This window comes from Pseudomonas sp. SMV7, from assembly GCF_052041995.1.
GTDB lineage: Bacteria > Pseudomonadota > Gammaproteobacteria > Pseudomonadales > Pseudomonadaceae > Aquipseudomonas.
This window is the reverse complement of the sequence record NZ_JBKGGT010000004.1, coordinates 301,238-327,634: the sequence shown is the minus strand read 5'-3', so window position 1 is coordinate 327,634 and position 26,397 is coordinate 301,238. Positions and strand designations below refer to the sequence as shown.

27 protein-coding genes are annotated in these 26,397 nt (G+C 64.3%); 17 read left to right on the top strand and 10 right to left on the bottom strand.

Translation table 11 applies throughout. The annotated features are described in order from the left end of the window. Nucleotides 1-146: 146 nt before the first annotated feature. Complete coding sequence (locus tag ACLEJP_RS07775) at nt 147-2,090, top strand: FTR1 family protein (protein WP_440805286.1); 1,944 nt, start codon at nt 147-149, stop codon at nt 2,088-2,090. A gap of 34 nt (nt 2,091-2,124) precedes the next feature. On the opposite strand, the gene ACLEJP_RS07770 is transcribed toward ACLEJP_RS07775, so the two are convergent. Both ACLEJP_RS07770 and ACLEJP_RS07765 read right to left on the bottom strand, forming a co-directional pair. Beyond that, a complete protein-coding gene (locus tag ACLEJP_RS07770) occupies nt 2,125-2,370 on the bottom strand; it encodes a TIGR02647 family protein (protein ID WP_289131597.1) in 246 nt (81 codons plus the stop codon). Between the two features lie 69 nt (nt 2,371-2,439). Continuing rightward, entirely contained in the window at nt 2,440-2,742 is a 303-nt protein-coding gene (locus tag ACLEJP_RS07765) for a hypothetical protein (protein ID WP_186687761.1), read from the bottom strand. A gap of 148 nt (nt 2,743-2,890) precedes the next feature. On the opposite strand from ACLEJP_RS07765, the gene ACLEJP_RS07760 reads away from it, so the two are divergent. Continuing rightward, nucleotides 2,891-3,553: a glutathione S-transferase gene (locus ACLEJP_RS07760; RefSeq protein WP_440805283.1), complete on the top strand. Its 663-nt coding sequence runs from the start codon at nt 2,891-2,893 to the stop codon at nt 3,551-3,553. 119 nt (nt 3,554-3,672) lie between these two features. Here the strand turns inward: ACLEJP_RS07760 and argH are convergent, their stop codons facing one another. Next, complete coding sequence (gene argH / locus ACLEJP_RS07755) at nt 3,673-5,067, bottom strand: argininosuccinate lyase (protein WP_440805280.1); 1,395 nt, start codon at nt 5,065-5,067, stop codon at nt 3,673-3,675. Nucleotides 5,068-5,363: 296 nt separating this feature from the next. Between argH and ACLEJP_RS07750 the strand changes: the two genes are divergently transcribed. The 7 genes from ACLEJP_RS07750 (at nt 5,364) to rsd (ending at nt 11,822) form a co-directional block, all read left to right on the top strand. Beyond that, complete coding sequence (locus tag ACLEJP_RS07750) at nt 5,364-6,107, top strand: LytR/AlgR family response regulator transcription factor (RefSeq protein ID WP_289131599.1); 744 nt, start codon at nt 5,364-5,366, stop codon at nt 6,105-6,107. Nucleotides 6,108-6,307: 200 nt separating this feature from the next. Continuing rightward, complete coding sequence (gene hemC, locus ACLEJP_RS07745) at nt 6,308-7,249, top strand: hydroxymethylbilane synthase (protein ID WP_440805276.1); 942 nt, start codon at nt 6,308-6,310, stop codon at nt 7,247-7,249. Continuing rightward, on the top strand, nt 7,246-8,013 hold the full coding sequence (locus ACLEJP_RS07740) for a uroporphyrinogen-III synthase (protein WP_440805273.1): 768 nt from the start codon (nt 7,246-7,248) through the stop codon (nt 8,011-8,013). Before hemC ends, ACLEJP_RS07740 begins: the two co-directional genes overlap by 4 nt. Before the next feature lie 45 nt (nt 8,014-8,058). Continuing rightward, nucleotides 8,059-9,159: a uroporphyrinogen-III C-methyltransferase gene (locus ACLEJP_RS07735; RefSeq protein WP_440805270.1), complete on the top strand. Its 1,101-nt coding sequence runs from the start codon at nt 8,059-8,061 to the stop codon at nt 9,157-9,159. Then, entirely contained in the window at nt 9,156-10,394 is a 1,239-nt protein-coding gene (locus ACLEJP_RS07730; protein ID WP_440805267.1) for a heme biosynthesis protein HemY, read from the top strand. The genes ACLEJP_RS07735 and ACLEJP_RS07730 overlap by 4 nt, the downstream gene beginning before the upstream one ends. Before the next feature lie 219 nt (nt 10,395-10,613). Next, nucleotides 10,614-11,120 carry a disulfide bond formation protein B gene (locus ACLEJP_RS07725; RefSeq protein ID WP_440805265.1) on the top strand — a complete coding sequence of 169 codons (507 nt, stop codon included), beginning with the start codon at nt 10,614-10,616 and terminating at the stop codon, nt 11,118-11,120. Nucleotides 11,121-11,351: 231 nt separating this feature from the next. Continuing rightward, nucleotides 11,352-11,822 carry a sigma D regulator gene (gene rsd / locus ACLEJP_RS07720; protein ID WP_225779956.1) on the top strand — a complete coding sequence of 157 codons (471 nt, stop codon included), beginning with the start codon at nt 11,352-11,354 and terminating at the stop codon, nt 11,820-11,822. A gap of 9 nt (nt 11,823-11,831) precedes the next feature. On the opposite strand, the gene ACLEJP_RS07715 is transcribed toward rsd, so the two are convergent. Beyond that, nucleotides 11,832-12,470, bottom strand: a complete 639-nt coding sequence (locus tag ACLEJP_RS07715; protein WP_440805262.1) for an FKBP-type peptidyl-prolyl cis-trans isomerase — start codon at nt 12,468-12,470, stop codon at nt 11,832-11,834. Nucleotides 12,471-12,776: 306 nt separating this feature from the next. Between ACLEJP_RS07715 and ACLEJP_RS07710 the strand changes: the two genes are divergently transcribed. Continuing rightward, nucleotides 12,777-13,958 carry an AlgP family protein gene (locus tag ACLEJP_RS07710; RefSeq protein WP_440805259.1) on the top strand — a complete coding sequence of 394 codons (1,182 nt, stop codon included), beginning with the start codon at nt 12,777-12,779 and terminating at the stop codon, nt 13,956-13,958. Here ACLEJP_RS07710 and ACLEJP_RS07705 read toward each other — a convergent pair. Further along, nucleotides 13,934-14,416 (bottom strand): TIGR02444 family protein, encoded by a 483-nt coding sequence (locus ACLEJP_RS07705; RefSeq protein WP_440805256.1) that lies wholly within the window; start codon nt 14,414-14,416, stop codon nt 13,934-13,936. The genes ACLEJP_RS07710 and ACLEJP_RS07705 overlap by 25 nt on opposite strands. 50 nt (nt 14,417-14,466) lie before the next feature. Here ACLEJP_RS07705 and ACLEJP_RS07700 point away from each other — a divergent pair, with 50 nt between their 5' ends. The 3 genes from ACLEJP_RS07700 (at nt 14,467) to ACLEJP_RS07690 (ending at nt 17,729) form a co-directional block, all read left to right on the top strand. After that, a complete protein-coding gene (locus ACLEJP_RS07700; RefSeq protein WP_440805253.1) occupies nt 14,467-16,377 on the top strand; it encodes an ATP-binding cassette domain-containing protein in 1,911 nt (636 codons plus the stop codon). Further along, nucleotides 16,377-16,964 (top strand): mechanosensitive ion channel family protein, encoded by a 588-nt coding sequence (locus ACLEJP_RS07695; protein WP_225779961.1) that lies wholly within the window; start codon nt 16,377-16,379, stop codon nt 16,962-16,964. The genes ACLEJP_RS07700 and ACLEJP_RS07695 overlap by 1 nt, the downstream gene beginning before the upstream one ends. Before the next feature lie 132 nt (nt 16,965-17,096). Next, a complete protein-coding gene (locus tag ACLEJP_RS07690) occupies nt 17,097-17,729 on the top strand; it encodes a LysE family transporter (RefSeq protein ID WP_289131610.1) in 633 nt (210 codons plus the stop codon). 83 nt (nt 17,730-17,812) lie between these two features. Here the strand turns inward: ACLEJP_RS07690 and ACLEJP_RS07685 are convergent, their stop codons facing one another. Then, complete coding sequence (locus ACLEJP_RS07685; protein ID WP_289131611.1) at nt 17,813-18,565, bottom strand: slipin family protein; 753 nt, start codon at nt 18,563-18,565, stop codon at nt 17,813-17,815. A 2-nt stretch (nt 18,566-18,567) separates the two neighbouring features. After that, a complete protein-coding gene (locus tag ACLEJP_RS07680; protein ID WP_440805248.1) occupies nt 18,568-19,914 on the bottom strand; it encodes an NfeD family protein in 1,347 nt (448 codons plus the stop codon). A 97-nt stretch (nt 19,915-20,011) separates the two neighbouring features. Here ACLEJP_RS07680 and ACLEJP_RS07675 point away from each other — a divergent pair, with 97 nt between their 5' ends. The 3 genes from ACLEJP_RS07675 to ACLEJP_RS07665 all read left to right on the top strand — a co-directional run bounded on the left by ACLEJP_RS07675 (nt 20,012) and on the right by ACLEJP_RS07665 (nt 21,481). Then, complete coding sequence (locus tag ACLEJP_RS07675; protein WP_289131613.1) at nt 20,012-20,470, top strand: aminoacyl-tRNA deacylase; 459 nt, start codon at nt 20,012-20,014, stop codon at nt 20,468-20,470. 60 nt (nt 20,471-20,530) lie between these two features. Continuing rightward, nucleotides 20,531-20,773, top strand: a complete 243-nt coding sequence (locus ACLEJP_RS07670) for a DUF2789 domain-containing protein (RefSeq protein ID WP_289131614.1) — start codon at nt 20,531-20,533, stop codon at nt 20,771-20,773. 69 nt (nt 20,774-20,842) lie between these two features. Next, complete coding sequence (locus ACLEJP_RS07665) at nt 20,843-21,481, top strand: NADH:ubiquinone oxidoreductase subunit N (RefSeq protein WP_225779967.1); 639 nt, start codon at nt 20,843-20,845, stop codon at nt 21,479-21,481. Between the two features lie 6 nt (nt 21,482-21,487). Here the strand turns inward: ACLEJP_RS07665 and ACLEJP_RS07660 are convergent, their stop codons facing one another. Next, the gene (locus ACLEJP_RS07660) at nt 21,488-21,925 is read right to left on the bottom strand and encodes a CBS domain-containing protein (protein WP_225779968.1); all 438 of its coding nucleotides are present in this window, start codon (nt 21,923-21,925) and stop codon (nt 21,488-21,490) included. 231 nt (nt 21,926-22,156) lie between these two features. Further along, nucleotides 22,157-23,887 (bottom strand): dipeptidase, encoded by a 1,731-nt coding sequence (locus ACLEJP_RS07655; RefSeq protein ID WP_440805243.1) that lies wholly within the window; start codon nt 23,885-23,887, stop codon nt 22,157-22,159. A 270-nt stretch (nt 23,888-24,157) separates the two neighbouring features. On the opposite strand from ACLEJP_RS07655, the gene ACLEJP_RS07650 reads away from it, so the two are divergent. Continuing rightward, nucleotides 24,158-25,567 carry a PLP-dependent aminotransferase family protein gene (locus ACLEJP_RS07650; protein WP_440805241.1) on the top strand — a complete coding sequence of 470 codons (1,410 nt, stop codon included), beginning with the start codon at nt 24,158-24,160 and terminating at the stop codon, nt 25,565-25,567. On the opposite strand, the gene panB is transcribed toward ACLEJP_RS07650, so the two are convergent. Continuing rightward, a complete protein-coding gene (panB, locus tag ACLEJP_RS07645) occupies nt 25,555-26,370 on the bottom strand; it encodes a 3-methyl-2-oxobutanoate hydroxymethyltransferase (RefSeq protein WP_440805239.1) in 816 nt (271 codons plus the stop codon). The two genes, ACLEJP_RS07650 and panB, sit on opposite strands and share 13 nt — an antisense overlap. Nucleotides 26,371-26,397 lie beyond the last annotated feature (27 nt).

Here is a 26,397-nt window from a genome sequence, read left to right as displayed (position 1 = left end):
GGGCGCCAAGAATGCCAAGGCAGTCGCCTCACGAACCCACAGCACTGCCCAGCCGTATTACCCTTCCCTCATTTCATCTGATTTGTAGCAAGATTTTTCATGAAATCCGCCCAGCACCCTTGAGCGAAGCAAAGTGGAAGTGAACAATGTTCTCTTTCGCATTCCCACCGAGACTGGCCATGAAAACCCGTTCCCGTCTGCTCGCCTGGTTGCCGGCTTTCCTGCTAGGCCCGGTGCTGGCGCTGTGCAGCACCCTGGCGCAGGCCGAAGCGCCCGCTGAAGCCGCCAAGGCCCTGCATTTGCTGGACTACATTGGTGCCGACTACCCGCCGACCGTGGCAAGCGGCAAGGTCATCGACGACGGCGAATACCGCGAACAGCAGGAATTCAGCACGGTGCTGGCCGACCTGGTCAAAGGCCTGCCTGCACACGCCGAGCAAGCGGCCCTGGAACAGGGCGTGCAGGCGCTGCGCCAAGCCATCGATCAACGCCAGGATGGTACAGCGGTAGCCAGGCAGGCCCGTCAGTTGGGCGCACGTCTGGCGGTGGCCTACGAGGTCAGCCAGGCCCCGGTGATTACCCCGGACCCAGCCCGTGGCGCGGCGCTGTACGCGCAAAATTGCTCGATCTGCCACGGTGACACTGGCGCTGGCGACGGCCCGGCTGGCGTGGGCCTGGAGCCGGCGCCCGCCAACCTGCGCGATGTCGCGCGCCTCGACCAGTTGAGCCTGTTCGACCTCTATAACACCCTGGCCCTGGGTATCGACGGCACCGAGATGCCATCGTTCGCCGACCAGCTGGATGATCGCCAGCGCTGGGACGTGGCCGCCTATATCGCCAGCTTCACCGCCAAGCCGGAAGCCGGCCAAGGCGACAAGACCTGGAACATTGCCGACCTGGCCCGCCAGACCCCGGCCGAAGTTGCCGCCAACGAAGGCAATGCCGCTGTCGAAGCGTTCCGCGCCCAGCGCGCGCAGCCACCCCAGGTCAAGCGAGGCCCGGCGCAATTGCTCGCGTACACCGCCAGTACCCTCGACAAGAGCCTGGCTGCCTACCGTGCAGGTGACCACGACCAGGCCTATGACCTGTCGGTGGCCGCCTACCTGGAAGGCTTCGAGCTGGTGGAAAGCTCACTGGACAACATCGATACCCAGGCGCGCAAGGACACCGAAAAATCCCTGATGGCCTACCGCCAGGCATTGCAGGACGGCTCGCCTGTCGCCCAGGCCGAACTACGCTTGGGCGAAGCCAAGGCCAAGCTCGAACAGGCGGCCAAGCTGCTGGGCAGCGATGGCTTGAGCTGGTCGTTGAGCTTCGTCTCCGGGTTGTTGATTTTGCTGCGCGAAGGCCTGGAGGCGATCCTGGTCCTGGCGGCGATCCTGGCCTTCCTGCGCAACACCGGCCAGCAGTCGGCGGTGCGCAGCGTCAACATGGGCTGGGGCCTGGCGCTGGTGGCCGGCTTCGCCACCTGGGCCTTGGCCGCCTATGTGATCGACGTCGGCGGCGCCCAGCGTGAGCTGCTGGAAGGCTGCACGGCGCTGTTCGCTGCGGTGATGGTGCTGTGGCTTGGCGTGTGGATGCACGATCGCCGCCACGCCGCCGCCTGGCAGGACTACATCAAGAGCAGCCTGGTCAGTGGCGGCGGGCGCTTCGGTTTTGCCGTGCTGGCTTTCTTCTCGGTGTACCGCGAACTGTTCGAAGTGATCCTGTTCTACGAGACCCTGTGGCTGCAGGCAGGCCCCGGCGGGCACCAGGCGGTGCTGGCGGGTGGCGCCACGGCGCTGGTGTTGCTGGTGGGCCTGGCCTGGGTGATCCTGCGGGGTTCGGCCAAGCTGCCGTTGTCGCTGTTCTTCAGCATCAACGCCGGGCTGCTGTGTGCCCTGTCGGTGGTATTTGCCGGGCATGGCGTGAAGGCGCTGCAGGAAGCCGGGGTGCTGGGTACCCGGCCAGTGGCGTTCTTCGAGTTCGATTGGCTGGGGATCCACGCCGATGCCTACTCGCTGTCGGCGCAGGCCGTGGCCTTGCTGGCCGTTGTGTTCCTGTACAGGCGCTCACGCCTGGCCGAAAAGCGCAGGGCGGTGGCTAACTGATTGGGGCCGCAGCGCGGCCCCGTGCAATCCTGGCTCAGGCCGGCTGTGGCGCCTTGAGGATGTTCTGCAACAGTTGCACACTTTCAACGGCGTCATGACCCAGGCTGGTCAGGTAGCCGCCATCAGGTTGATCGGTCAGCCCCTTTTCATACAGGCGTTGCGCAGCGGCAACCAGGGCAGGCGAGGCGTTCTTGTGAATCTTGATGCCTTCCTGGCTGCTGTCATGCTTGAACAGCGCGAGCACTTCCAGTTCGGCGATCAGATCGGGGGTGAAGGACATGGCGACTCCTGACTTCCAGACAAGGATGGCGGCACCGTTGACGGTGCCTGATCCTGGAGTGTAGACGGGTTATTCGTCGTCGCCTTGATCCATCTCAGGCGGCAACTCCGGCAGTGCCCGCAACGCGCTTTCATACCACTCGCTGTCGAACGCCCGGTCTTCCACCAGCATGTTGTCGATCTCGAAGGCCAGCACATGGGCCATCAGGTTGAGAATGTCTTCGCGCGCATAGCCGACCAGGGTCAGCTTGTTGAAGGTGGCCTTGGCCGCAGGCGGCTCGCCGCTTTCGATCTGGTTTTCGATGGCCTGGGTCAGCGTCGCCTCGGCGAAGGCTTCGTCGTCGTCATTGTCGATGTCGGTGGGCTCGCTCATGGCGGTACTCCTGTGATGGGAGGCACAGTGTGCCACGCCTGTGACGGCAATGCCCGGGCATTGACGGGGCGCATGACACTGGTCAAGGGGCTGGAGATCGGTCTATAAAAGCCAGGCCAACCCCTTACGGCCTGGAGGCTGTTACCTCATGCTCAAGCTTCATGGATTCGCGGTCAGCAACTACTACAACATGGTCAAGCTGGCCCTGCTGGAAAAAGGCCTGCCCTTCGAGGAGGTCACCTTCTATGGCGGCCAGGCGCCGCAGGCGCTGGAAGTGAGCCCACGGGGCAAGGTGCCGGTGTTGCAGACCGAACATGGCTTCCTCAGCGAAACCAATGTGATCCTCGACTATATCGAGCAGACCCAGGGCGGCAAGGCGCTGCTGCCGGCCGACCCGTTCGGGCAGGCCAAGGTGCGCGAGCTGCTCAAGGAAATCGAGCTGTACATCGAGCTGCCGGCGCGTACCTGCTACGCCGAATCGTTCTTTGGCATGTCGGTGGAGCCGCTGATCAAGGAAAGGGCGCGTGCCGACCTGCTGGCCGGGTTTGCCACGCTCAAGCGCAACGGCCGCTTTGCACCCTATGTGGCGGGCGAGCAACTGACGCTGGCAGACCTGATGTTCTGCTTCTCGGTGGACCTGGCCTGCGCGGTGGGCAAGAAAGTGCTGAACATCGACTTCCTGGAAGACTTCCCACATGCCAGGGCGTTGCTGCAGCTGATGGGCGACAACCCGCACATGGCGCGGATCGTGGCGGACAAGGAGGCGGCGATGCCGGCCTTCATGGAGATGATTCGCAGCGGCAAGCGCTAGAAGCCAGATGCTGCTTCACAGCCCATGGCAACACCAGGCCGCTCCTGCAGAGGGTACACGAACCCCTGCAGGAGCGGCCTGGTGTCGCAATGGGCCGCACAGCGGCCCCAAGTCCAGGCTTAACGCGAAGCCAGCAGCGCCTTGCCGCGAGCCACTGCCGCACGCACCTGCGCCGGTGCGGTGCCACCAATGTGGTTACGGGCGTTCACCGAGCCTTCCAGGGTCAGTACGGCAAACACGTCCTGCTCGATCTGGTCGCTGAACTGGCGCAGTTCGTCCAGGCTCATCTCGGCCAGGTCCTTGCCGGTGTCCACGCCATATTTCACTGCATGGCCAACGATCTCGTGGCAATCACGGAACGGCAGGCCACGGCGTACCAGGTAGTCGGCCAGGTCGGTGGCGGTGGAGAAACCGCGCAGGGCCGCTTCACGCATGATGGCGTGCTTGGGCTTGATCGCCGGGATCATGTCGGCAAAGGCACGCAGCGAGTCGCGCAGGGTGTCGGCGGCGTCGAACAGTGGCTCCTTGTCTTCCTGGTTGTCCTTGTTGTAGGCCAGCGGCTGGCCTTTCATCAGGGTCAGCAGGCCGGTCAGGGCGCCGAACACACGGCCGCTCTTGCCGCGTACCAGTTCCGGCACGTCGGGGTTCTTTTTCTGCGGCATGATCGAGCTGCCGGTGCAGAAGCGGTCCGGCAGGTCGATGAACTGGAATTGCGCACTGGTCCACAGCACCAGCTCTTCGGAGAAGCGCGACAGGTGCATCATCGCCACGCTGGCAGCTGCACAGAATTCGATGGCGAAGTCCCGGTCCGAGACGCCGTCCAGCGAGTTGCCGGCCACGGCTTCGAAGCCCAGCAGCTTGCAGGTCAGTTCACGGTCGATTGGGTAGGTGGTGCCAGCCAGCGCGGCGCTGCCCAGCGGCATGCGGTTGGCACGCTTGCGGCAGTCGACCAGGCGCTCGTAGTCGCGGCTGAGCATTTCGAACCAGGCCAGCAGGTGATGGCCGAAGGTTACCGGTTGTGCCGTCTGCAGGTGGGTGAACCCGGGCATGATGGTTTCGGCTTCACGCTCGGCCTGTTCCAGCAGACCCTTCTGCAGGCGGGTGATCTCGGCGAGGATCAGGTCGATCTCGTCACGCAGCCACAGGCGGATGTCGGTGGCCACCTGGTCGTTGCGGCTACGGCCGGTGTGCAGCTTCTTGCCGGTGATGCCGATGCGGTCGGTCAGGCGTGCCTCGATGTTCATGTGCACGTCTTCGAGGTCGACGCGCCAGTCGAAGGTGCCGGCTTCGATCTCACCCTGGATGGTCTTCAGGCCATCGATGATGGTGTCGCGCTCGGCATCGCTGAGCACGCCGACCTGCGCCAGCATGGTGGCATGGGCGATCGAACCCATGATGTCGTGGCGGTACAGGCGCTTGTCGAAATCGACCGAGGCGGTGAAACGGGCGACGAAGGCGTCGACGGGCTCACTGAAGCGGCCGCCCCAGGACTGATTGGTCTTGTCGGTGCTCATGGATTCACTCATTGCAGGCGTGAACGAAGGAAGTGGCGCGGATGATAGCAGGGTTGTGCCGGGCGCCGCAGGGCGCTGGTCGTGAGAAATGCCGGAAAACTGCGGACAACGATTTCATGGAATGAACGGCAGTGTTCCACGGACCGTCTACAGTTGGACAGAGGACTGGCAGTGAATCTGCCTGCCGAATGAATCTTTGGCCATCGCACCGGTCTAGAGCCTGACCGCAGTGTCGCTCGAACCACACCTGTCTACGCTATACCTGTGCGAGACTCATTCAGGAATCCAGCGCAATTATGAATGTCCTGATCGTTGATGACGAACCCCAAGGCCGTGAACGCCTCAGCCGGCTGCTCGGCGAACTGGAGGGATACACCGTGCTGGAGCCTAGCGCCACCAACGGCGAGGAGGCCCTGGCGCTGATCGACAGCCTCAAGCCCGACGTGGTCTTGCTGGACATCGGCATGCCAGGCCTGGACGGCCTGCAGGTCGCTGCTCGCTTGTGCGAACGCGAGGCGCCGCCGGCGGTGGTGTTTTGCACCGGGGACGATGAATACGGTGCCGAGGCATTCAAGGACAGCGCCCTCAGCCATGTGACCAAGCCTTTCCAGGCCCAGGCGCTGCGTGACGCCTTGCGCAAGGCCGAAAAACCCAATCGCGCCCAGTTGGCCGCGCTCACCCGGCCGGGCCATGAAGGTGGCGGGCCGCGCAGCCACATCAGTGCCCGCACCCGTAAAGGCATCGAGCTGATCCCGTTGCCCCAGGTGATCTATTTCATTGCCGACCACAAGTACGTGACGTTGCGCCATGAAGCTGGGGAAGTGCTGCTCGACGAGCCGCTCAAGGCCCTGGAGGACGAATTTGGTGAACGCTTCGTGCGTATCCACCGCAACGCGCTGGTCGCCCGCGAACGTATCGAACGCCTGCAGCGCACCCCGCTGGGGCATTTCCAGCTGTACCTGAAGGGCCTGGACGGCGATGCCCTGACCGTCAGCCGGCGCCATGTGGCCGGCGTGCGCAAGATGATGCAGACCCTCTGAATACCACACCCGCGTGGCCCTGGCCGCGCCCTTGTTCGCGGCTGCAGCCGCTACCACAGGTTCTGCATTGCCCTGTCGTGCGGCACTGTACCCTGTGGGGGCGGCATCAGCCGCGAACAGGCCCTGGACTGATCCACATCTGCTAGCGATAGCGGCGATGCTGTTATCATCGGCAGCATTTCTCTGGATCGGGGCGTTTCATGTCCACTCGCGAAATCCGCATCGCCACCCGTAAAAGTGCCTTGGCCCTGTGGCAGGCCGAATACGTCAAAGCCCGCCTCGAGCAGGCTCACCCCGGTCTGCTGGTGACCCTGGTGCCCATGGTCAGCCGCGGTGACAAGCTGCTCGATGCGCCGCTGGCGAAGATCGGCGGCAAGGGGCTGTTCGTCAAGGAACTGGAAACCGCCCTGCTGGACAACGAAGCCGACATCGCCGTGCATTCGATGAAGGACGTGCCCATGGACTTCCCCGAAGGCCTGGGCCTGTACTGCATCTGCGAACGCGAAGACCCGCGCGATGCCTTCGTCTCCAACCGCTTCGCCAGCCTCGAGGCACTGCCGGCCGGCAGCATCGTCGGCACTTCCAGCCTGCGCCGCCAGGCGCAGTTGCTGGCGCGCCGCCCCGACTTGCAGATCCGTTTCCTGCGCGGCAACGTCAACACCCGCCTGGCCAAGCTGGATGCCGGCGAGTACGACGCGATCATCCTCGCCGCTGCCGGCCTGATCCGCCTGGGCTTCGAAGACCGCATCACCTCCACCATCAGCGTCGAGGACAGCCTGCCGGCGGGGGGCCAGGGTGCAGTGGGCATCGAATGCCGCAGCGCCGACCACGAAATCCACGCGCTGCTGGCTCCGCTGCACCACCTTGACACTGCCGACCGGGTGGTGGCCGAACGCGCCCTGAACAAACGTCTCAATGGCGGCTGCCAGGTGCCGATCGCCTGCTATGCGGTGCTGGAAGGTGACCAGTTATGGCTGCGCGGCCTGGTCGGCCAGCCCAGCGGCGGCACCCTGCTGGTGGCTGAATCCCGCGCCCCCCGTGGCAGCGCCGAGACGCTGGGCGTGCAGGTCGCCGAAGACCTGCTGGGGCAGGGCGCCGAGGCCATCCTCAAGGAAGTCTACGGCGAGGCCGGCCACCCGTGAGCCCCTGGCGCCTGTTGCTGACCCGGCCAGCCGAGGATTGCGCAGCGCTGGCGCAAAGCCTGGCAGCGGCGGGGGTGGGCAGTAGCTGCCTGCCGTTGCTGGCGATCGAGCCCGTTGCTGTGGATAACCGGCAGCGCCAGGTGCTGGCGGGCCTGTCGGGCTTCCAGGCCATCATCGTGGTCAGCAAGCCGGCTGCCAGGCTGTTGCTCGAACAACTGGCCCAGGCCGGCCTGCAACCGCCTCGGCAAGGCTGGTTCAGCGTGGGCGAGGCCACCGCGGCGGTGCTGCAGGCGGCGGGCCTGGCAGTGAGTGTCCCGCCGAGTGGCGACGACAGTGAAGCCTTGCTGGCCCTGCCAGCCCTGCGCCAGGCGGTAGCCGTGCCGGCGCCGCGCATCTTGATCGTGCGTGGGGTTGGAGGTCGCGAACTGCTGGCAGAGCGTCTTGCAGAGCAAGGTGCTAGTGTCGATTATCTGGAACTGTATCGTCGTTGCCTGCCGGATTACCCGCCAGGCACCTTGATGCGCCGCATCGAAGCGGAACGCCTCAATGGCCTGGTGGTCAGCAGTGGGCAGGGTCTTGAACACTTGCAGCAGATGGCCGGTGCCGACTGGCCACGGCTGGCGCACCTGCCGCTGTTCGTGCCCAGCCCGCGGGTCGCCGAACAGGCCAGGGCCGCCGGGGCCCAACAGGTTGTGGATTGCCGTGGCGCCAGTGCCACGGCCTTGCTGGCAGCCGTGCAGCGCAGCGCTGCACCTGCCTCCTAAGGCGCTAAGCTGAACGCGGTGCGCCCCCATGCAAAGGATGGATACGTGAGCGAGACTGTCTTGTCCAAAAACGATCAGCCGTCGGCACAGGCGCCGGCGGAACCCGTCACTACCCCACCTGCCAAGCGCTCCGGCAGTGGTCTGGCAACGCTGGCCCTGCTGCTGGGGGCGGCCGGGGTCGCGGTAGGTGGCTGGGGTGTCTGGCAGGTGCGTCAACTGCAAGGCAGCGAATTCAACCAGGGCCAGCACATCGAGGCGCTGAACCAACGCGCCGAGGCCCTGCAGCAGCGCGAGCAGCAGATCAGCGCGCAGCTGGCCAGCCTGCCGGCTGCCAGCGAACTGGAAGACCGCCGCCGCCTGGTGGCGCAGTTGCAAGGCGACCAGCAACGCCTCAGCCAACGCCTGGAAACCGTGCTGGGTGAAAGCCGCAAGGAATGGCGCCTGGCCGAGGCCGAGCACTTGCTGCGCCTGGCCACCCTGCGCCTGTCGGCGCTGCAGGACATCACCAGCGCCAAGGCCCTGGTCGAAGGTGCCGACGAAATTCTGCGTGAACAGAGCGACCCGGGGGCTTTCGCCGCCCGCGAGCAGCTGGCGCGTAGCCTGGCCACGCTCAACAGTACGCAGCAACCGGACCGCACCGGGCTGTTCCTGAAGCTGGCTGCGCAGCGCGAACTGGTGCAGCAGCTCAGCGCCCAGTCGCCTGAGTTCGCCAGCAATGCCGATGCGCTTGGCGCATTGACCTCCGACGGTGACGGCGCCAGCCGCCTGTCGCAATGGTGGGCCGAGATCTCCAAGTACTTCCAGATCGACTTCAACGCCGATGACAACGTGCGCCCACTGTTGGCCGGCCAGCAGCTGAACCAGCTGCGTCTGGCCCTGAGCCTGACCATCGAGCAGGCGCAGTGGGCGGCGCTGAACGGCGAGGCCAAGGTCTACACCCAGGCCCTGGATGATGCCCGCAGCGTGCTGCTGGCCAACTTCAACGCCGACAACCCGCAAAGCAAGGCCATGCTCGACAGTCTCAACGCCCTGGCAGAGCAACCGGTCTCGGTGGTTACCCCCGACCTGAGCGCAAGCCTGGCTGCAGTGCAGGCCTATATCCAGCGCCGCCACCTGCCGGCCGAGCCTGAAGGGGGCAAGCCATGAAGCGTGTCTACCTGCTGGCCGTGCTGGCGATCGTGATCGCTGCTGCGCTGGGTATCGCAGTCGCCAAGCACAGCGGTTATGTGTTGATCTCGTATGGCAGTTTCCGCTACCAGTCCGGGCTGTGGGCAGCCCTGGCCGGCTTGCTGGCGGTGATCGTGCTGCTGTGGCTGTTGCGCTACCTGGTCGGCCTGGTGCTGACCTCCAGCGGTGTGGTCAACCCATGGTCGCGGCGCAACCGCAGCCGGCGCATCCGGCTGTCCATCGAACAGGGCCAGCTGGACCTTGCCGAGGGCCGCTGGGCCAGCGCCCAGCGCCATCTGCACCGTGCCGCCGAGGCCGAGCGCCAGCCGCTGCTGTTCTACCTCGGTGCGGCGCGCGCCGCCAACGAACAGGGTCGCAGCGAAGACAGCGACAACCTGCTGGAACGTGCCCTGGAACGCCAGCCGCAAGCGGAACTGGCCATTGCCCTGACCCATGCGCAGTTGCAGATGGACCGTGGCGAAAGCGATGGCGCCCTGGAAACCTTGCTGGCCATGCAGGAACGCCACCCGCACAACAACCAGGTGTTGCGCCTGCTGCAGCGTCTGTATCAAGAGCGCGGGGACTGGTCGGCCCTGATCCGCCTGCTGCCAGACCTGCGTAAGGGCAGGGTGTTGCCGGCCGCCGAGCTGACCGCCCTGGAGCAGCGCGCATGGGGGCAGAACCTGAGCCTGGCCTCGACCCGGGGCGAGGACGCACAAAGCGCACGTCAGGCCCTGGAGCGTGCCTGGCAGCAACTGACCGCGGCCCAGCGCCAGGAACCACAGCTGGTGCTGGCCTACGCCGAACAGTTGCGCCAGGTGGGTGCCCAGAGCGAAGCCGAGCAAGTGCTGCGCACCGCCCTCAAGCGTGAATACGAAAGCCACCTGGCTCGCCTGTATGGCCTTGTGCGCGGCGATGACCCGGCGCGCCAGCTGCAAACCGCCGAAGGCTGGCTCAAAGCCCACCCGCAGGACGCCAGCCTGCTGCTGACCCTGGGGCGCCTGAGCTTGCAGAACCGCTTGTGGGGCAAGGCGCGCGACTACCTGGAAAGCAGCCTGCGCATGGAGCGCAACCCGGAGGCCTGCGCCGAGCTGGCCCGGTTGCTGGCCAGCCTCGGTGAGACCGAGCGCAGCAACCAACTGTTCCAGGAGGGCCTCGGCCTGCTGGATGAACGTCTGCTGGCGTTGCCATTGCCAGAAGGCGTGCGCACCTGACCTACCCATGGCCCGCGCCAAGGTGCGGGCCATGGGGCCGGGTAACTTGTCCATTGACGCAGGTTGGATCTGCAGTCTCTATCTTCAGACGTTTCCTACCACCTTGCTGGAAATTTCCTTCGCGATTCAGCGAGTTGTCGTTGTTGTCGTGCCTTGAAACAAAGCGTGTCTTTCCTCTACCGTTTCAAGCCACTTCATCACCCCGGACCTTCAACGCCCATGCTGCCGGCCCGTTTGCGCACCTTTTTCCTACCCGCCTGCCTGGCCGCACTGGCGGTGCTGGTTGCGTCCTTTCAGCTGGAAAACGCCCCAGGGCTGGTGCCGTGTCCACTGTGTTTCAGCCAACGGCTGTTGCTTGGCCTGTACGCACTGTTGTGCCTCGCGGCCACTGTGCAGGCGCCGGGTTCGCGGGGCGTGCGCTGTTATGCGTGGGCGACGCTGGGCTGTTCGCTGGCCGGGGCGTTGCTGGCCGCGAGGCAAGTCTGGTTGCAGGGGGCGGACGGTGCCTTTGCGCTCTGTCCGGTGCCGATCGGGCGGGTATTCGAGCAATCCTGGAGCGAAGCGGCGCGGCAACTGTTACTCGGTGGCCCTGAATGCAACGCGCTGACCTGGAGTTTTCTCGACCTGACGCTGCCCGAGTGGAGCCTGTTGGCCTTCCTGCTGCTGGCGGTGCCGCCCGCGAGCTGCCTGCTGGCGTATCGTTTCCGCACCCTGGCTGTTAATTGACCTGGCGCAAGGCTTGGTCGGTAGTGCGACCAATGGCGGTGTAACAGGGTATTAAACGCTTGTATGAACTTTGTCTGCTGCGTACCTTGATGGGCAGCACGCGCGGGAATAATCTCGCAGCACGCATACCGAAAACACAACTGCTCGATGCCGTCCTGCTGATGTCACCTTTGTGCTGCACGGTCGTAGTGCGAGGTGCAGCGGCATCTACCCAGAAGGGAAGAGATCGCCATGCTCGATAGTTGTCAGAACGCTCAGGAACGCTGGGGTGGGGTTCACAAGCTGATCGACCGCTGGCTGGAGGAGCGCCAGGAACTGGTGCAGGCTTTCCGCGCCTTGCGCGATGTGAAGCCGACCTTTGCCGACAAGGAAAAAAACCGTGATTTCTGCGCGGTTCTGGTCGACTACGTTTCGGCGTGGCATTTCGAAGTCTGCGAGCAGCTGGTCAGCGAGGCCAAGGCTTTTGACGACGAGAAGGCGCTGAAACTGGCCGAAGAGATCAACCCGCGGATCAACGACATCACCCAGATCGCGCTGGCTTTCAATGACCACTGCGAAAAGGGTGAATGCAAGGACAGCGAACGCTTCGCCGAAAAGCTGACCAAGCTGGGAGCCCTGCTGCACGAGCGCTTCGAACTCGAAGACTGCCTGATCGAGGTGCTGCACAACGCGCACAAGGAAGAGGGCGCGGTGGAGGCCTGACGGCGGAGGTCAATCACCAACCGCCAGCAGTTCGATCTCGAACACCAGAGGGGTGTAGGGTGCGATCAGGTCACCCGCACCCTCGGCACCATAGGCCTGCGCCGACGGAATCACCAGGCGCCATTTGGCGCCGGCGCGCATCTGCGGCAGCGCCGCCTGCCATCCTTCGATCACCGAATCCAGGCTGAACCACTGGGGTGTCTGGTTCTGGTCGAATACCGAGCCATCGGGCAGCCTGCCCACATAACGCACCTGCACCTTGCCGCCGGCTTTGGGCTGCGCGCCCGTACCTGCCTGCAGCTCGCTGTAGAGCAGGCCGCCTGGTAGTTCGTGCACCCCATAACGACCGCGCTCGGTGGCCATGAAGCGTGTCTCGGCAGCCTGCTGCTTCTGCTCGGCGGCATCGCCTTCCTGCGCTTCATGCTGCTGCAGCACGGCCTGCATGCGTGCCTTGTCGAGCTTCAGCGGTTGCCCTTGGTAAGACGCACGCAGGCCTTCGACCAGTGCATCCAGTTGCAGGCCCGGCATCTCCTGGCGCAATCGCTCGCCCAGGCTGGCGCCAAGGCTGTAGGCCAGGTCGTGTTCGTCGCTGTTGGCCAGGGCGAGAGGGGCCAGCAGGCATAAACCTAAAACCAGATATCGAGGCATGATCAGTTCCTGCGCCAATGAGCGGGGAATTATGCCAGTGTTCAGTTTTGTATTGTGCGTGCTTGCAGGCCTTTGTCGAAGCGGCCTTGTGTCGCGATGGGCTGCTCCTGCAAAGGCACCGCGCAGTTCAGATAGTTGCCGAATATCTGCAATCATTTATTCAGCAACTACACTTGCTCGGAGCTGCAAGATAACAACTTTGCCCAGGCATGCAACGCGGCGTAAACAATACTGTCAACATGCCCTAGCGGCGGTAGCAGCAGAAGCATAGTATGAGCCGCAATCTCATCAGCCAGGAGGTAAACCATGTCGGCCAAGAAGAAGCCAGTAAGTACGCCGTTACACCTGCTCCAGCAACTTTCGGGCAGCCTGCTCGAACACTTGGAGGATGCCTGCTCGCAAGCGCTGGCTGATGCGGAGAAATTGCTGGCCAAGTTGGAAAAGCAGCGTGTCAAGGCTCAGGAAAAACTGCACGGCGGTCGCCAGAAACTGCAAGACGCGGCCAAGGCAGGTAAAGCCAAGGCACAGACCAAGGCGCATAAAGCCATTGGTGAACTTGAAGAACTGCTCGATTCGCTGAAGGAACGTCAAACCCAGACCCGTTCTTATATCCAGCAACTCAAACGCGATGCACAGGACAGCCTCAAGCTGGCTCAAGGTGTAGGCAAGGTTCGCGAAGCCGCAGCCAAGGCCCTCGACCAGCGCGCTGCTGCCAAGCCAGCGGCCAAGGCCACCGCAGCCAAGCCAGCAGCCAAGGCCACCGCAGCCAAGCCAGCAGCCAAGGCCACCGCAGCCAAGCCAGCAGCCAAAACTGCTGCTGCCAAACCAGCGGCCAAGCCAGCCGCCAAAACCACTGCCACGGCCAAACCGGCAGCCAAGCCAGCAGCCAAAACTGCTGCAGCCAAACCGGCAGCCAAGCCCGCCGCCAAAGCTGCTGCTGCGGCCAAACCGGCAGCCAAGCCCGCCGCCAAAGCCGCTGCTGCGGCCAAACCGGCAGCCAAGCCCGCCGCCAAAGCTGCTGCTGCGGCCAAACCGGCAGCCAAGCCCGCCGCCAAAGCCGCTGCTGCAGCCAAACCGGCAGCCAAGCCCGCCGCCAAAGCCGCTGCTGCGGCCAAACCGGCAGCCAAGCCCGCCGCCAAAGCCGCTGTTGCGGCCAAACCGGCAGCCAAGCCCGCCGCCAAAACCGCTGCTGCGGCCAAACCGGCAGCCAAGCCAGCGGCCAAGACCACCGCCGCTACCAAGCCAGCACCAGCCAGAGCCACCGCTACCAAGCCCGCCGCAAAACCCGCAGCTGCAAAAGCACCAGCCCGTACCGCGGCCAAGCCAGCAGCGGCCAAACCTGCCGCCAGCAAGCCAGCCGAAACCAAGCCGGCCACGCCTGCCGCCAGCAGCCCGGTCGGCGCGACCAACTCGGCCACTCCTGCCGCGTCGGTAGCACCTTCGGCACCCGCCAGTACCTCGGCTCAGGCGCCGTCTTCGGCATCCTGAAGCGCGGTCGCCGCGACGCGCAGCTGGTCCAGCGCGTCGTGGCGGCGGGCCAGGTCCGGTGCCAGCCGGGCCAGCCAGTCGTCCGCGGGCACATCGGCGTCCGCGGGCCACTGTCGTGCACACGCTTGCAAGCGTTCCAGCAAGGCCTTCTCGGCCTGCAGCTCCAGCTGCTTCACCTGATCCCGCAACGCCGCCAACTGCGCATCACCCTGCGCTGCAGCACGCCACTGTTGCCGCAGGTAGCGTAACGGCGCGACCACGTCGCGCTGCCAAGGCTCGGCAATCTCGCGCAGCCGCTGCGCGCGTTCGTCCAGCACCGCCACGCCATGCGCTTGCAGCCAGGCTGCGCAGAGCAACAGGCAGACATTGCCACCCTGCGCCTGCAAGGCGAGGCAGGCCGCTTCCACGCCGGGCCTGGCGTACAGCGCCAGGGCGTAATTCCACAGGTCGGTGTGCATGGTTCCACTCGCGCTATGGGCCGAGGAAGCTGGTAGACTCCGCGACCATCATGATCAGACTATCCAACCTCACTTTACAGCGTGGTCCGCAGCGCTTGCTAGAAGGCGCCGAGATGACCCTGCACGCCGGTCACAAGGCCGGCCTGATCGGCGCCAATGGCGCCGGAAAATCCAGCCTGTTCGCCTTGCTGCGCGGTGAGCTGTCGCCCGATGCCGGCGATTGCCAACTGCCCGGCGATTGGCGCATCGCCCACATGCGCCAGGAGGTCGACACGCTCGACCGCCTGGCTGTGGACTATGTGCTTGACGGTGATGCGCGCCTGCGCAAGGTGCAGGCCGAGCTGGCTGCGGCAGAGCAGGCCCACGATGGCACCGCCCTGGCACGCCTGCACAGTGAGCTGGAAAGCGCCGACGGCTATACCGCCGATGCACGTGCCCGCAAGTTGCTGGCCGGCCTGGGCTTCACCAACGAGCAGATGGACCGCCGCGTCGGCGACTTCTCCGGGGGCTGGCGGATGCGCCTGAACCTGGCCCAGGCACTGATGTGCCCGTCCGACCTGCTGTTGCTCGACGAGCCCACCAACCACCTCGACCTGGACGCGATCCTGTGGCTCGAGGACTGGCTCAAGGGCTACCCCGGCACGCTGTTGCTGATATCCCACGACCGTGACTTCCTCGATGCCGTGGTCGACCATGTGCTGCACGTCGAGCAGCGCAAGTTGAACCTGTACAAGGGCGGCTACACCGCCTTCGAGCGCACTCGTGCCGAGCGCCTGGCGCAGCAGCAACAGGCCTACGAGAAGCAACAGGCGCAGCGCGCGCACATGGAAAAGTACATCGCCCGCTTCAAGGCCCAGGCCACCAAGGCCCGCCAGGCCCAGAGCCGGATCAAGGCCCTGGAGCGCATGGAAGAGCTGTCGGCGGCGCACGTCGATTCGCCGTTCGACTTTGTGTTCCGCGAGTCGCAAAAGATTTCCAGCCCGCTGCTGAGCCTGTCCGAAGGCCGCCTGGGCTACGGTGACAAGGCCATTCTCGACAAGGTCAAGCTGCAGCTCACTCCAGGGGCACGCATTGGCCTGCTCGGCCCCAACGGTGCCGGCAAGTCGACCTTGATCAAGAACCTCGCAGGCGAGCTCGAGCCGCTGTCCGGCCGCCTGGTACGGGGCGAAAACCTTGCTGTAGGTTACTTCGCCCAGCATCAGCTGGACTCGCTGGACGACAAGGCCAGCCCGCTGCTGCACCTGCAGCGCATCGCCCCTGCCGAACGCGAACAGACCCTGCGCGATTTCCTTGGCGGTTTCGACTTCCATGGCGACCGTGTCGACGAGCCGGTGGTGAATTTCTCTGGTGGCGAAAAGGCCCGCCTGGCGCTGGCGCTGATCGCCTGGGAGCGGCCAAACCTGCTGCTGCTTGACGAACCGACCAACCACCTCGACTTGGAAATGCGCCTGGCGCTGACCATGGCCCTGCAGGAGTTCGCCGGTGCTGTGGTGGTGGTGTCCCACGACCGTCACCTGCTCAAGAGCACCACCGACGACTTCCTGCTGGTGGCCGACGGCAAGGTTGAAACCTTCGACGGCGACCTCGACGACTACAGCCGCTGGCTGGTCGAATTCCGCCAGCGCAGCGCGCCGGCCAGCAATGCCCCGGTCAACCCGGACAAGACCGACAAGAAAGCCCAGCGTCAGGCCGCCGCCGCACTGCGTCAGCAACTGGCCCCGCACAAGAAGGCCGCCGACAAGCTCGAGACCGAGCTCAACCAGGTGCACGCGCAACTGGCCGAGATCGAAACCGCGCTGGGTGATGGTGGCCTCTACGACGCCGCGCGCAAGGATGAGCTGCGCGACCTGCTGGCGCGCCAGACCAGGCTCAAGCAGCGCGAAGGCGAACTGGAAGAGGCCTGGATGGAAGCGCTGGAAACCCTTGAAAGCATGCAGGCCGAGCTCGAGGCACTGTCCTGATGGAAGAACTGCGTTCGCTGCTGCCAGGGCAATGGATGGACACCTTCTGGCTGGGCCTGCAGATTCTGTTGATCCTGGTGGCGGCGTTCGTCCTGCAACGCATCATTGCCCGCGGGCTGAGCCGCCTGGGCCAGCGTTATCCATTGCCGCCGGAGTTGCTGGTGCCGGTGCGCGGCGGCCTGCGCTGGCTGATCATGGGCAGCGCGCTGCTGTTCGTGCTGGAGCGGTTGGGCGTATCGGCGACCGTGCTGTGGACGGCATTGTCCGGCTTCGTCGCGGTGGCGGCGGTGGCCTTCTTCGCCATCTGGAGCGTACTGTCCAACCTGCTGTGCGCGGTGCTGATCTTCACGGTCGGGCCGTTTCGCATCGGCGACGTGGTCGAACTGGTCGACACCCTGGACAAACCGGGGGTAAAGGGCCGGGTTATTGCCATCAACCTGCTGTTCACCACCCTGCTGGAAATGCCCGAGGCGGGTGGGGCGCTGGTGCAGGTACCGAACAGCCAGTTTTTCCAGAAGTCGGTGCGGCGCTGGCGCGGGACTGAGGTGCAGTCGACGCCTCAAGGGACGTCGGCCGAGGCTGACTGAACCTGTACCGGCCGCTTTGCGGGTGAACCCGCGATGACGCCGGTACAGGCAAATCCTGCAAAATCTGCTGGTTATTTTTTCATCAACACCTTAGCTTAACGTTTTGCAACATATGTTCGAGCGAGGTGTGTGATGTCGATGGAAGTGTGGTTGGGCTTCTTTGCCGCCTGTTGGGTGATCAGCCTTTCACCCGGCGCCGGGGCAATTGCCTCGATGTCCAGCGGCCTGCAGTACGGTTTCTGGCGTGGTTACTGGAACGCCCTGGGCCTGCAGCTGGGCCTGATTGTGCAAATCGCCATCATTGCCGCCGGCGTCGGTGCCATCCTGGCCGCTTCGGCCACGGCCTTCCACATCATCAAATGGTTTGGGGTCGGCTACCTGGTGTACCTGGCCTACAAGCAATGGCGCGCCCTGCCGATGGACATGAGCGATGAGTCCGGCGTGCGCCCGATCGGCAAGCCACTGAGCCTGGTGTTCCGCGGTTTCCTGGTCAACGTCAGCAACCCCAAGGCGCTGGTGTTCATGCTGGCGGTGCTGCCACAGTTCATCAACCCGCATGCCCCGCTGCTGCCGCAGTATGTGGCAATCACTGTGACTATGGTCGCTGTCGACATGCTGGTAATGGCCGGCTACACCGGCCTGGCTGCGCGGGTGCTGCGTCTGCTGCGTACGCCCAGGCAGCAGAAGCGCCTGAACCGGACCTTTGCCGGGTTGTTCCTGGGTGCGGCAACCTTCCTGGCGACCCTGCGCCGCGCACCAGTCTGATCGAACCAGGGGGCTCCTGCAGGCGTTGAACGAGCCTTGCAGGAGCTGCCTTGCGTCGCGAAAGGGGCGCAACGCGCCCCCAGCTATTGCTGCTTGTCCACCAGCCCCTTGAGCAGATCCACCGGCAGCGGAAAGACGATGGTCGAGCTCTTGTCCCCGGCGATCGCCCCCAACGTCTGCATATAGCGCAACTGCATCGCGCCTGGCTCCTTGCTCAGCATCTGCGCCGCCTGCATCAGCTTCTCCGATGCCTGCAACTCGCCTTCTGCATGGATCACCTTGGCCCGCCGTTCGCGCTCGGCCTCGGCTTGACGGGCAATGGCGCGCACCATCGATTCGTTGAGGTCGACGTGCTTGATCTCGACGTTGGCCACCTTGATGCCCCAGGCGTCGGTCTGGGCGTCCAGCACCTGGCGGATGTCCGCGTTCAGCTGTTCACGTTCGGCCAGCAACTCGTCCAGTTCGTGCTTGCCCAGTACGGCGCGCAACGTGGTCTGGGCCAGCTGGCTGGTTGCCACGAGGAAATCCTCGACCTGGATGATCGCCTTCTGCGGGTCGAGCACGCGGAAGTAGACCACGGCGTTGACCTTGACCGAGACGTTGTCGCGGGTGATCACGTCCTGCGGCGGCACATCCAGCACCACCGTGCGCAGGTCGACCCGTACCATCTGCTGCACCACCGGAATCAACAGGATCAGCCCCGGCCCCTTCACCTGCCAGAAGCGGCCCAGCTGGAACACCACCGCGCGCTCGTATTCGCGCAGGATGCGGAACGCCGACAGCAACAGCATGAGCAGTACGACCAGTACCGCGCCGAAACCCAGTTGCATGAACATGGTCACTCTCCTTGCGCCGCAGGTGCGGCGGCGCTCACTTCCAGCATGACGCCTTGGCGGGCTGTCACCCGCACGCGCTGGCCTGGTTGCAATGGCGTTGCACATTGCACCTGCCATTGCTCGCCCTGGGCCAGGACGAAACCGCAGTGCGGGTTGCCGGCCGTTACCCCGGTGACCGTGGCCAGGCTGCCGACCAGGCCGGCATCGCCGCTGACCAGCGCTCGTCGACGGGCCTTGAGGGCCATGCCCATCACACCGCCGATCAGCAATGCCGAGAGCATTGCCAGGGTGCCGATCAAGGCTAATGGAATGCCGAAGCCGGGGGCGTCGGTGTCGATCAGGATCAGCGCGCCGACCACGAAAGCGACGATGCCGCCAAAGCCGACCACGCCGAAACTGGGCAGGAAGGCCTCGCCGACCATGAAGGCGAGGCCGAGCAATATCAGGGCCACGCCGGCGAAGCTCACCGGTAGCAGCTGCAGCGCATACAGCGCCAGCAGCAAGCAGATGCCGCCAACCACGCCACCGACTGTCGAGCCAGGGTTCATGAACTCGAACAGCAGGCCGTACACCCCGACCATGATCAAGATCAGCGCCACGCTCGGGTTGGTGATTACCGCCAGTACCTGTGTACGCCAGTCCGGCAAGTGCTCGACCAGGCTGGCGCCGGTGGTCTGCAGCTGACGCGACTGGCCCGCGACAGTGAGCGTTTGGCCATCGAGCTTGCGCAGCAGCCCGGGCAGGTCATCGGCCAGCTGGTCGATCACGTTCAGCCGCAAGGCCTCGCTGGCGGGCAGGCTTACCGCCTCGCGCACGGCTTTCTCCGCCCAGTCGGCATTGCGCCCGCGCAGCTGCGCCAGGCCACGTATGTAGGCCGCGGCATCATTGACCTGCTTGCGGGTGAGGGTTTCGTCAGCGCTGCCTTTGGCCTTGTCCGCTTTGGCAGCACCGGGCGGGCCACCGATCTGTACCGGTGTGGCGGCACCGAGGTTGGTCCCGGGTGCCATGGCTGCGATGTGGCTGGCGTAGAGAATATAAGTGCCGGCGCTGGCGGCGCGAGCCCCGCTTGGGGCCACGAAGGTGGCGACCGGTACCGGGCTGGCGAGAATCGCCTTGATCATCTGGCGCCTGGCGCTGTCCAGCCCACCCGGGGTATCCAGACGGATGACTACCAGTTGCGCGCCCTGCGCCTGGGCCTGGTCGAGGCTGCGCACCAGGTAGTCGGCGCTGGCCGGGCCGATGGCATCATCGATGCCCAGCACCCACACCGCGCCGGGCGCTGCCTGGCCGCCCGGCGCGATGCCAAGCAGCAACAGCAGCAACAGCCAGCGCCAGCAGCGGGCAATCACCTGTCGTCACCTCGAGTGTTCTATTGCACAAGTTTAGCCCTGCGGCTCGGTAGCCGACCTAGAATTGGACAGTGGGGGACGAAACCGGAGGTGCATCATGCGTATGGCAAAGACCCTGCAGGATCGCCTGAACAAGGCCAACTGCGACTACGACATCATTCCCCATCCCCATTCGGCCACCAGCCTGGAGTCGGCCCGCACGGCCGGGGTGCCCGCCGAGCGGGTCGCCAAGTCGGTGGTGCTCGATGACCGCCATGGCAACTACATCATGGCCGTGTTGCCGGCCAATCGGCACCTGGACATGACCAAGGTGCGCATGTCCGGGGCCTGGCAACTGACCCGCGAGAGCGGCCTGCCGAGCCTGTTCGGCGACTGCGAGCGCGGTGCCGTGCCGGCGCTTGGCGATGCCTACCAGATAAAGATGCTGCTTGATTCGAGTCTTACCCGCCAGGGCGATGTCTATCTGGAGGCGGGTGACCACGATCACCTGATCCACATGAGCATGGAGCAATATCTCAAGCTGGTGCCACGCGCCGAAGTGCGCGAGCTCAGCTGATGCTCTCAACCCATGCCGGGCCGGCATCGTCGACGACCGGCCCGGCGCCGAGGAGGAACCATGGACAAGCCGATTCATCCGTTGTCTGAGATTTTCAAACAGCTGGGGCTGTCTGACGACCCGGTCGACATCGACCGTTTCATCACCACCCATTCGCCGCTGGATGACGATGTAAAGCTGGTTGACGCCCCTTTCTGGAGCGACTCACAGCGTGCGTTCCTGAAAGAAAAGTACATCGCCGATGACGACTGGATCCCGATGATCGACCAGTTGAACGAGGCGCTGCACCCGCGCAAGAAATAAAGCGCCGAGTGGTGCCTGACGAGTGATTGGCCGTTGCTATGCTCAGGAAAACAACAAGGGGATAGCGCGATGAAAGATCCCTACGCACCAGGTTTCTGGTGCTCCGTGACGATCCTGGGCACCCTGACGGCCAGTTACTTCTATGGCATCAGGCAGACGCAACAGATGAACCAGGCTGTGCATTTCCTGTACGCCGCTGCTGCGGTTACCGTGGCGGTGGCCCTGGTGGCGCTGACCTGGATCGCCTGGCAGCAACTGCACCTGAACAAGCGCGAAGTGGTGCAGGGGCGAACGTTGCTGACCATCTGGAACACCAAAGTCGCACTGCGCCGCGTCGAAACGGTGTTCGATCGCTATTTCTGGGGCAGCTACTGGCATTCCGGGCGCACCTTCGAAGAAGTCATGGGCGAGCTGAAAGGCACACCGCTGGAGCAGAGCCTGGATGCGCTGAAAAACCAATGTCGGGTGCTGGACCGCGAAATTCATGACCACCACCACCACTGGCTGGCCAATGCCCGCGACCTGTCCAGCGTTGCCCAGGCGATGGCCCGTGAGCGCTACCAGCTGGACCTGGGCGAGCCCACCCACAGCGGCCATGGCAACACCGCCGTGCTCAACCGTGACCTGGAAGTGCTGGTGTACACCTGGTCGGCACGCCTGCGCAGCTTCGACCATCAACTGGACGAGCTGGAGCGTGCCTACCATTGAGGGCGTTTATTCGCCGCGGATGTACTGTTCCAGCTGCAGGATCAGGCGGGCCTGTTCGGCGATGGTTTCCTTGACCAGGTCACCGATCGACAGCAGGCCGAGCAGTTCGCCATTGCTGACCACCGGCAGGTGGCGCAGGTGGCGGTTGGTCATCAGGTTCATGCAGTACTCGAGGTTCTGCTTCGGCTCAACGGTGACCACCGGCGCGCTCATGATCTCGCGCACCGGCGTGGCAGCGGAAGAGCGGCCCTTGAGCACCAGTTTGCGCGCATAGTCCCGTTCACTGACGATACCCACCACCTGGTTGCCCTCGACCACGGGCAGCGCACCGACGTTTTTCTCCGCCAGCATTTTCAGGGCGTCGAGTACCGAGTCATCCGGGCCGATGGTGTAAACGGTCTGGTGCTGGGACTTGGTCTTGAGGATTTGTTCGACGGTCTTCATACGAGCCTCTGCGGGTGGAAAAGCCATGTCTCGGAGTAAATAAAGCATCCGGTACGGCGCTCTGCACGGCAATGCAGGAAACGGCATGGAGTCGATTGAAAAACGTCATGAGTGGTCGCCTGTGCTGGCCTCTTCGCGGGCACGCCCGCTCCCACTGGTATCGCACCGACTTCGATAGTTGCGCAATTCCTGTAGGAGCGGGCGTGCCCGCGAAGAGACCGGTACAGTCAATCAGAGCTTCGGCATCTGCCCGATCCGCGCCACCATCTCGCTCACCACCTGCAGGTCCAGCATGAACTGTTCCACGGTCTTGAACTCGTTGTCGTTGTGCCCGGTGTATTTCACATCCGGCATGGCCAGGCCGAACTGCACGCCGTTGGGCAGGTCGTGCACCGAGGTTGCCCCTGCCGAGGTACCGAACTCGTGCTTCATGCCCAGGTTCTCGGTGGCGACATCAAGCAGGGCCTTGACCCATTCGCCCTCGGGGTTGCGGTACATCGGCTCGTCCAGGCTGTAGTCGAAGGCCACCGAGGTGTGGCTTTGCCGGGTCCACTTGCCCAGTTTGTCGGCCAGTTCGTCCTTGATCGTGGCGATTGGCTTGCCTTTGGGGATGCGCAGGTTCACGGCCAGTTTCAGGCCTTTGTCATCAACCCCGACAAAGGTCAGCGATGCCGTCAGCGGGCCCATGAACGCGTCCTTGAAGGCCACGCCAAGCTTGTTGCCCAGGTAGTCCAGGCCCCAGTTGTCGGCGGCGTAGCGGGCGGCATCGGTGAAGTGGTTGTGCTTGATCGGCACCTGCGGACCGAGGCCATTGATGAAATCAAGCATGCGCGCCACCGGGTTCACCCCGGATTCCGGCTCGGAAGAGTGGGCGGAAACGCCGGTCACCGTCAGCAGCACGTTGTTGCCATCGGGCTTGGCATCGATGCTGAAATCGCCGCCATGCTGCTTCACGTACTTGGCGCCGGCCTGCTGCAGATGCTTGGCAAGCTGTGCCGGGTTTTCGGAGACCAGTGTCGCCACGGAGGTAGTCGGAATCTGGTTGGTGGCCAGGCCGCCGGTCAGGTTGACGATTTCCGCACCCTTGCCAGTGCCCGGGCGTTTGCTGAAGCTGGCCATGATCGTGCCGTAGCCTTTCTCGGCGATGACCACCGGGTAGCCGCCGTCGAGCGCCAGGTTGTAGTCCGGCGTGGGGTTGCGTTCGAAATAGTACGGGATGGCATCGCCGCTGGTTTCTTCGGTGGTATCGATCAGCAGCTTGAACTGCCGGGCCAGGGGCAGGTTCTCGTCCTTGGCCACTTTCAGTGCGTACATCGCCACGACAATGCCGTTCTTGTCGTCTTCGGTGCCGCGCCCATACATGCGGTCGCCAACCAAGGTCACCTTGAACGGGTCCAGGCGCGTGCCATCGGCCAGCTTCCAGTTTTCCGGGTTGACCGGCACCACGTCGGCGTGGGCGTGGATGCCGACCACTTCCTTGCCGCTGCCCAGGGAAATCTCGTACACCCGGTTGTCGATGTTGCGGAAGGCCAGGCCGAAGCGCTCGGCAAGGGCCTTGATCTTGTCGGCGATCTTGAGGAACTCGGGGTTCTCGTGCTGCGGCGTACCTTCGACATTGAAGGTCGGGATGGCCACCAGTTCACGCAGGGTTTCGCTGGCGGCCTTGCCGTACTTGATGCGGGTGTACAGGCCGAGCAGGCGGTTGATCTCGTTCTGTTGCTCGGCTGCCAGTGGCTTGCCAGCCAGGTAGGCATCGAGCGTTGCCTTGAGGTTGTCGGCCTTGGCCAGGTCGTTGCCCTTGAGCTTGCCGAGGAACTGCTTGAAGTCGCTTGGGTCGCTGCCGTCGAAGGCTTTGACGATGGCAGCGGACTGCTGCTGGGTAAGGTTGGCCTGGGCCGGGAGGGTGAAAAGACCGATGCTGGCCAGCAGCAGGGTGGTGGCGGTAAGTTTTTTCAGGTGCATGGTTGTGCGCATTCCTTCGCCAATCATTGTGTGGGTTACCCGTCGGGAACGGGAAGACGCCCACGCTAACACCAATGACCCTTGGCACGGGAGTGCCAGAAACGCGACATGTCGCACAAACGAAAAAGCCCCTGGCAGGTTGCCGGGTCCTGTTCAGTGCTTCTGTCCCGTTTCGAACAGGGTTTACACCACACCGCCCGGGGCGTAGGGCAGCGCGCGGGATTCGCGTGTACCCTGTGCCTGCGCTTTTTCAGAAGTGACCCTGTGAGAATGGAAGCAGACAATAATATCAAGTCCCACTACACCTACCAGGCCGTATACCGGTACCTGCTCGACTGGATCGAAGCCTCCCCGTCGGATGTTGAACAGCGCCTGCCGTCGTTGCGCCAGCTGGCCCAGCGCCTGAACGTGTCGGTGTCATCAACCAAGTACGCCTATTCGCTGCTCGAGGACGAGGGCCGGGTATACGCGAGGCCCAGGTACGGTTACTTCACCCGGGCCAGCAAGGCACCGCTGCACGGCGAATGTTCACCCAGCCTGCTCGACACGGTGTTCTCCAGCGCCCGCCAACCCGGCATGCAGGCCCTGAGCAGCGATGCACCGGCCATGCTTCTGTCGCTGGAAAAACCGCTGCTGATGATCGAGCGTGAACTGGCGCGCCAGTACCCACGCTCCCATGCGCCGCTGTACCAGCCGTTCGGCGAGCCGGAGCTGCGCGGTGTGCTGGCCGACCGCTACACGCGCTCGCCACAGCGCTACTGGCACGCCGAGCATGTGTTCATCGGCTCGGACCTGCGCAGCATCCTCGAACTGTCGCTGCGTGCCCTTAGCCTGGAAGGCCAGGTAGCGCTGGTCGAGTCGCCTTGTTCCTGGGCGGTGCTGCGCCAGTTGCTGGCCGCGCGCATGACCATCGTCGAGGTGCCTTTGCGCGCTGACGGCCGTTTCGACCTGGAGCAGTTCCGCCAGTTGCTGCATGCCAAGCCCGTGCGTCTGGCGGTGTTGTCCTCGGCCACCAACGTGCCCCAGGGCGGGCTGATGCCGGCCACGGACAAGCAGCAGATCTGTCGCTGGCTGGCCGAGCGGGATGTGTGGCTGTTCGAGAACGATGGCTATGGCGAGTTCTGCTTCGAGCCATCGCCGGCCCGCTATCGCGACTTCGCCGACCCCAACCGTTTGCTGGTGTTTTCCACCCTCGATAAGGTCATCGGTTCCGAGGCGCCCTATGGCTACCTGCTGTGCCGGCGCCATATCGAGCAGTTGCAGCAACTGTTTCTGGAGCGCGCCTTCCGCCTGTCGCCAATACGCCAGAAGGCCATCGCCAAGCTGTACGCCTCACGCCGTGTCGACCAGCACTTGCAGTTGCTGCGCGCCATGCTGCGCGAGCGCATGCAGCACATGCAGGGCCTGCTGGAGCTCCACGGCCAGGGATACCTGCGCTGGGGCGAGCCCCAAGGTGGGGCGAGCCTGTGGCTGGAAGCGACCCGGCCGGTAGAAATGCGCCGGGTCTTCCAGCGCCTGTTGAACCAGCGCATCGTCATCGCGCCCGGGGAAATCTTCAGTCAGCAAGGCCTGTGGCGTAGCCACCTGAGGCTGTGTTACACGCTGGACTGGAGCAAGGACATCCCCCAGGCGCTGCAGCGCCTGGTCAAGGCGATCCAGGACGAGGCTCAGACCCCATAGCAGTGGCCAAGCGTCGGGAAGGTGCCGTCACGCACCTCGTCGCCGAAGCGTGCGCAGGCCTCGCGAATCACCCCGGCAACATCGGCGTACTGCTTGACGAACCGTGGCACGTGCTCGCCCCCCAGGCCCAGCAGGTCCTCGGTGACCAGCACCTGGCCATCGCACGCCGGGGAAGCGCCGATACCGATGGTCGGCTTGTCGCTGGCCTCGGTGATGGCCCTGGCCACCGGCTCGGCGACGCCTTCGAGCAACAGGGCGAAAGCGCCGGCGTGCAGGTTGGCGCGGGCGTCGGCCAATAGTGCCGCGCCGCCTTCCGAGCTCAGGCCCTGGGCCTTGTAGCCGCCCATCACGTTGACGAACTGCGGCATCAGGCCAATGTGCGCCATCACCGGTACGCCGCGCTCAACCAGAAATGCCACGGTGCTGGCCAGCACCTGGTTGACTTCCAGTTTCACTGCGGCGCAGCCGGTGCGGGCCAGCACCTCGGCACAGTTGCGAAATGCCTGCTCAGGGCTTTCCTGGTAGCTGCCGAACGGCATGTCGGCGATCACGCAGGCCAGGCGCGTGCTGTCGACCACGGCGCGGGTATGGGCGATGGTCTCGTCCAGGCGCATGCCCAGGGTGGAACTGCGGCCGTAGCCGACCATCGCAGTGGAGTCACCGACCAGGATGAAGTCGACCAGAGGGTCGATTACCTGGGCAATCGCGCTGGAGTATGCCGTCAGTGAGACGATCTTCTGGCGACCCTTCATGGCCACCAGTTGCGGGACAGTCATGCGTCCGTTACGGATTTGCGTGCTCATCAGTGTCTCCTTAGTGGTGAAACGGCC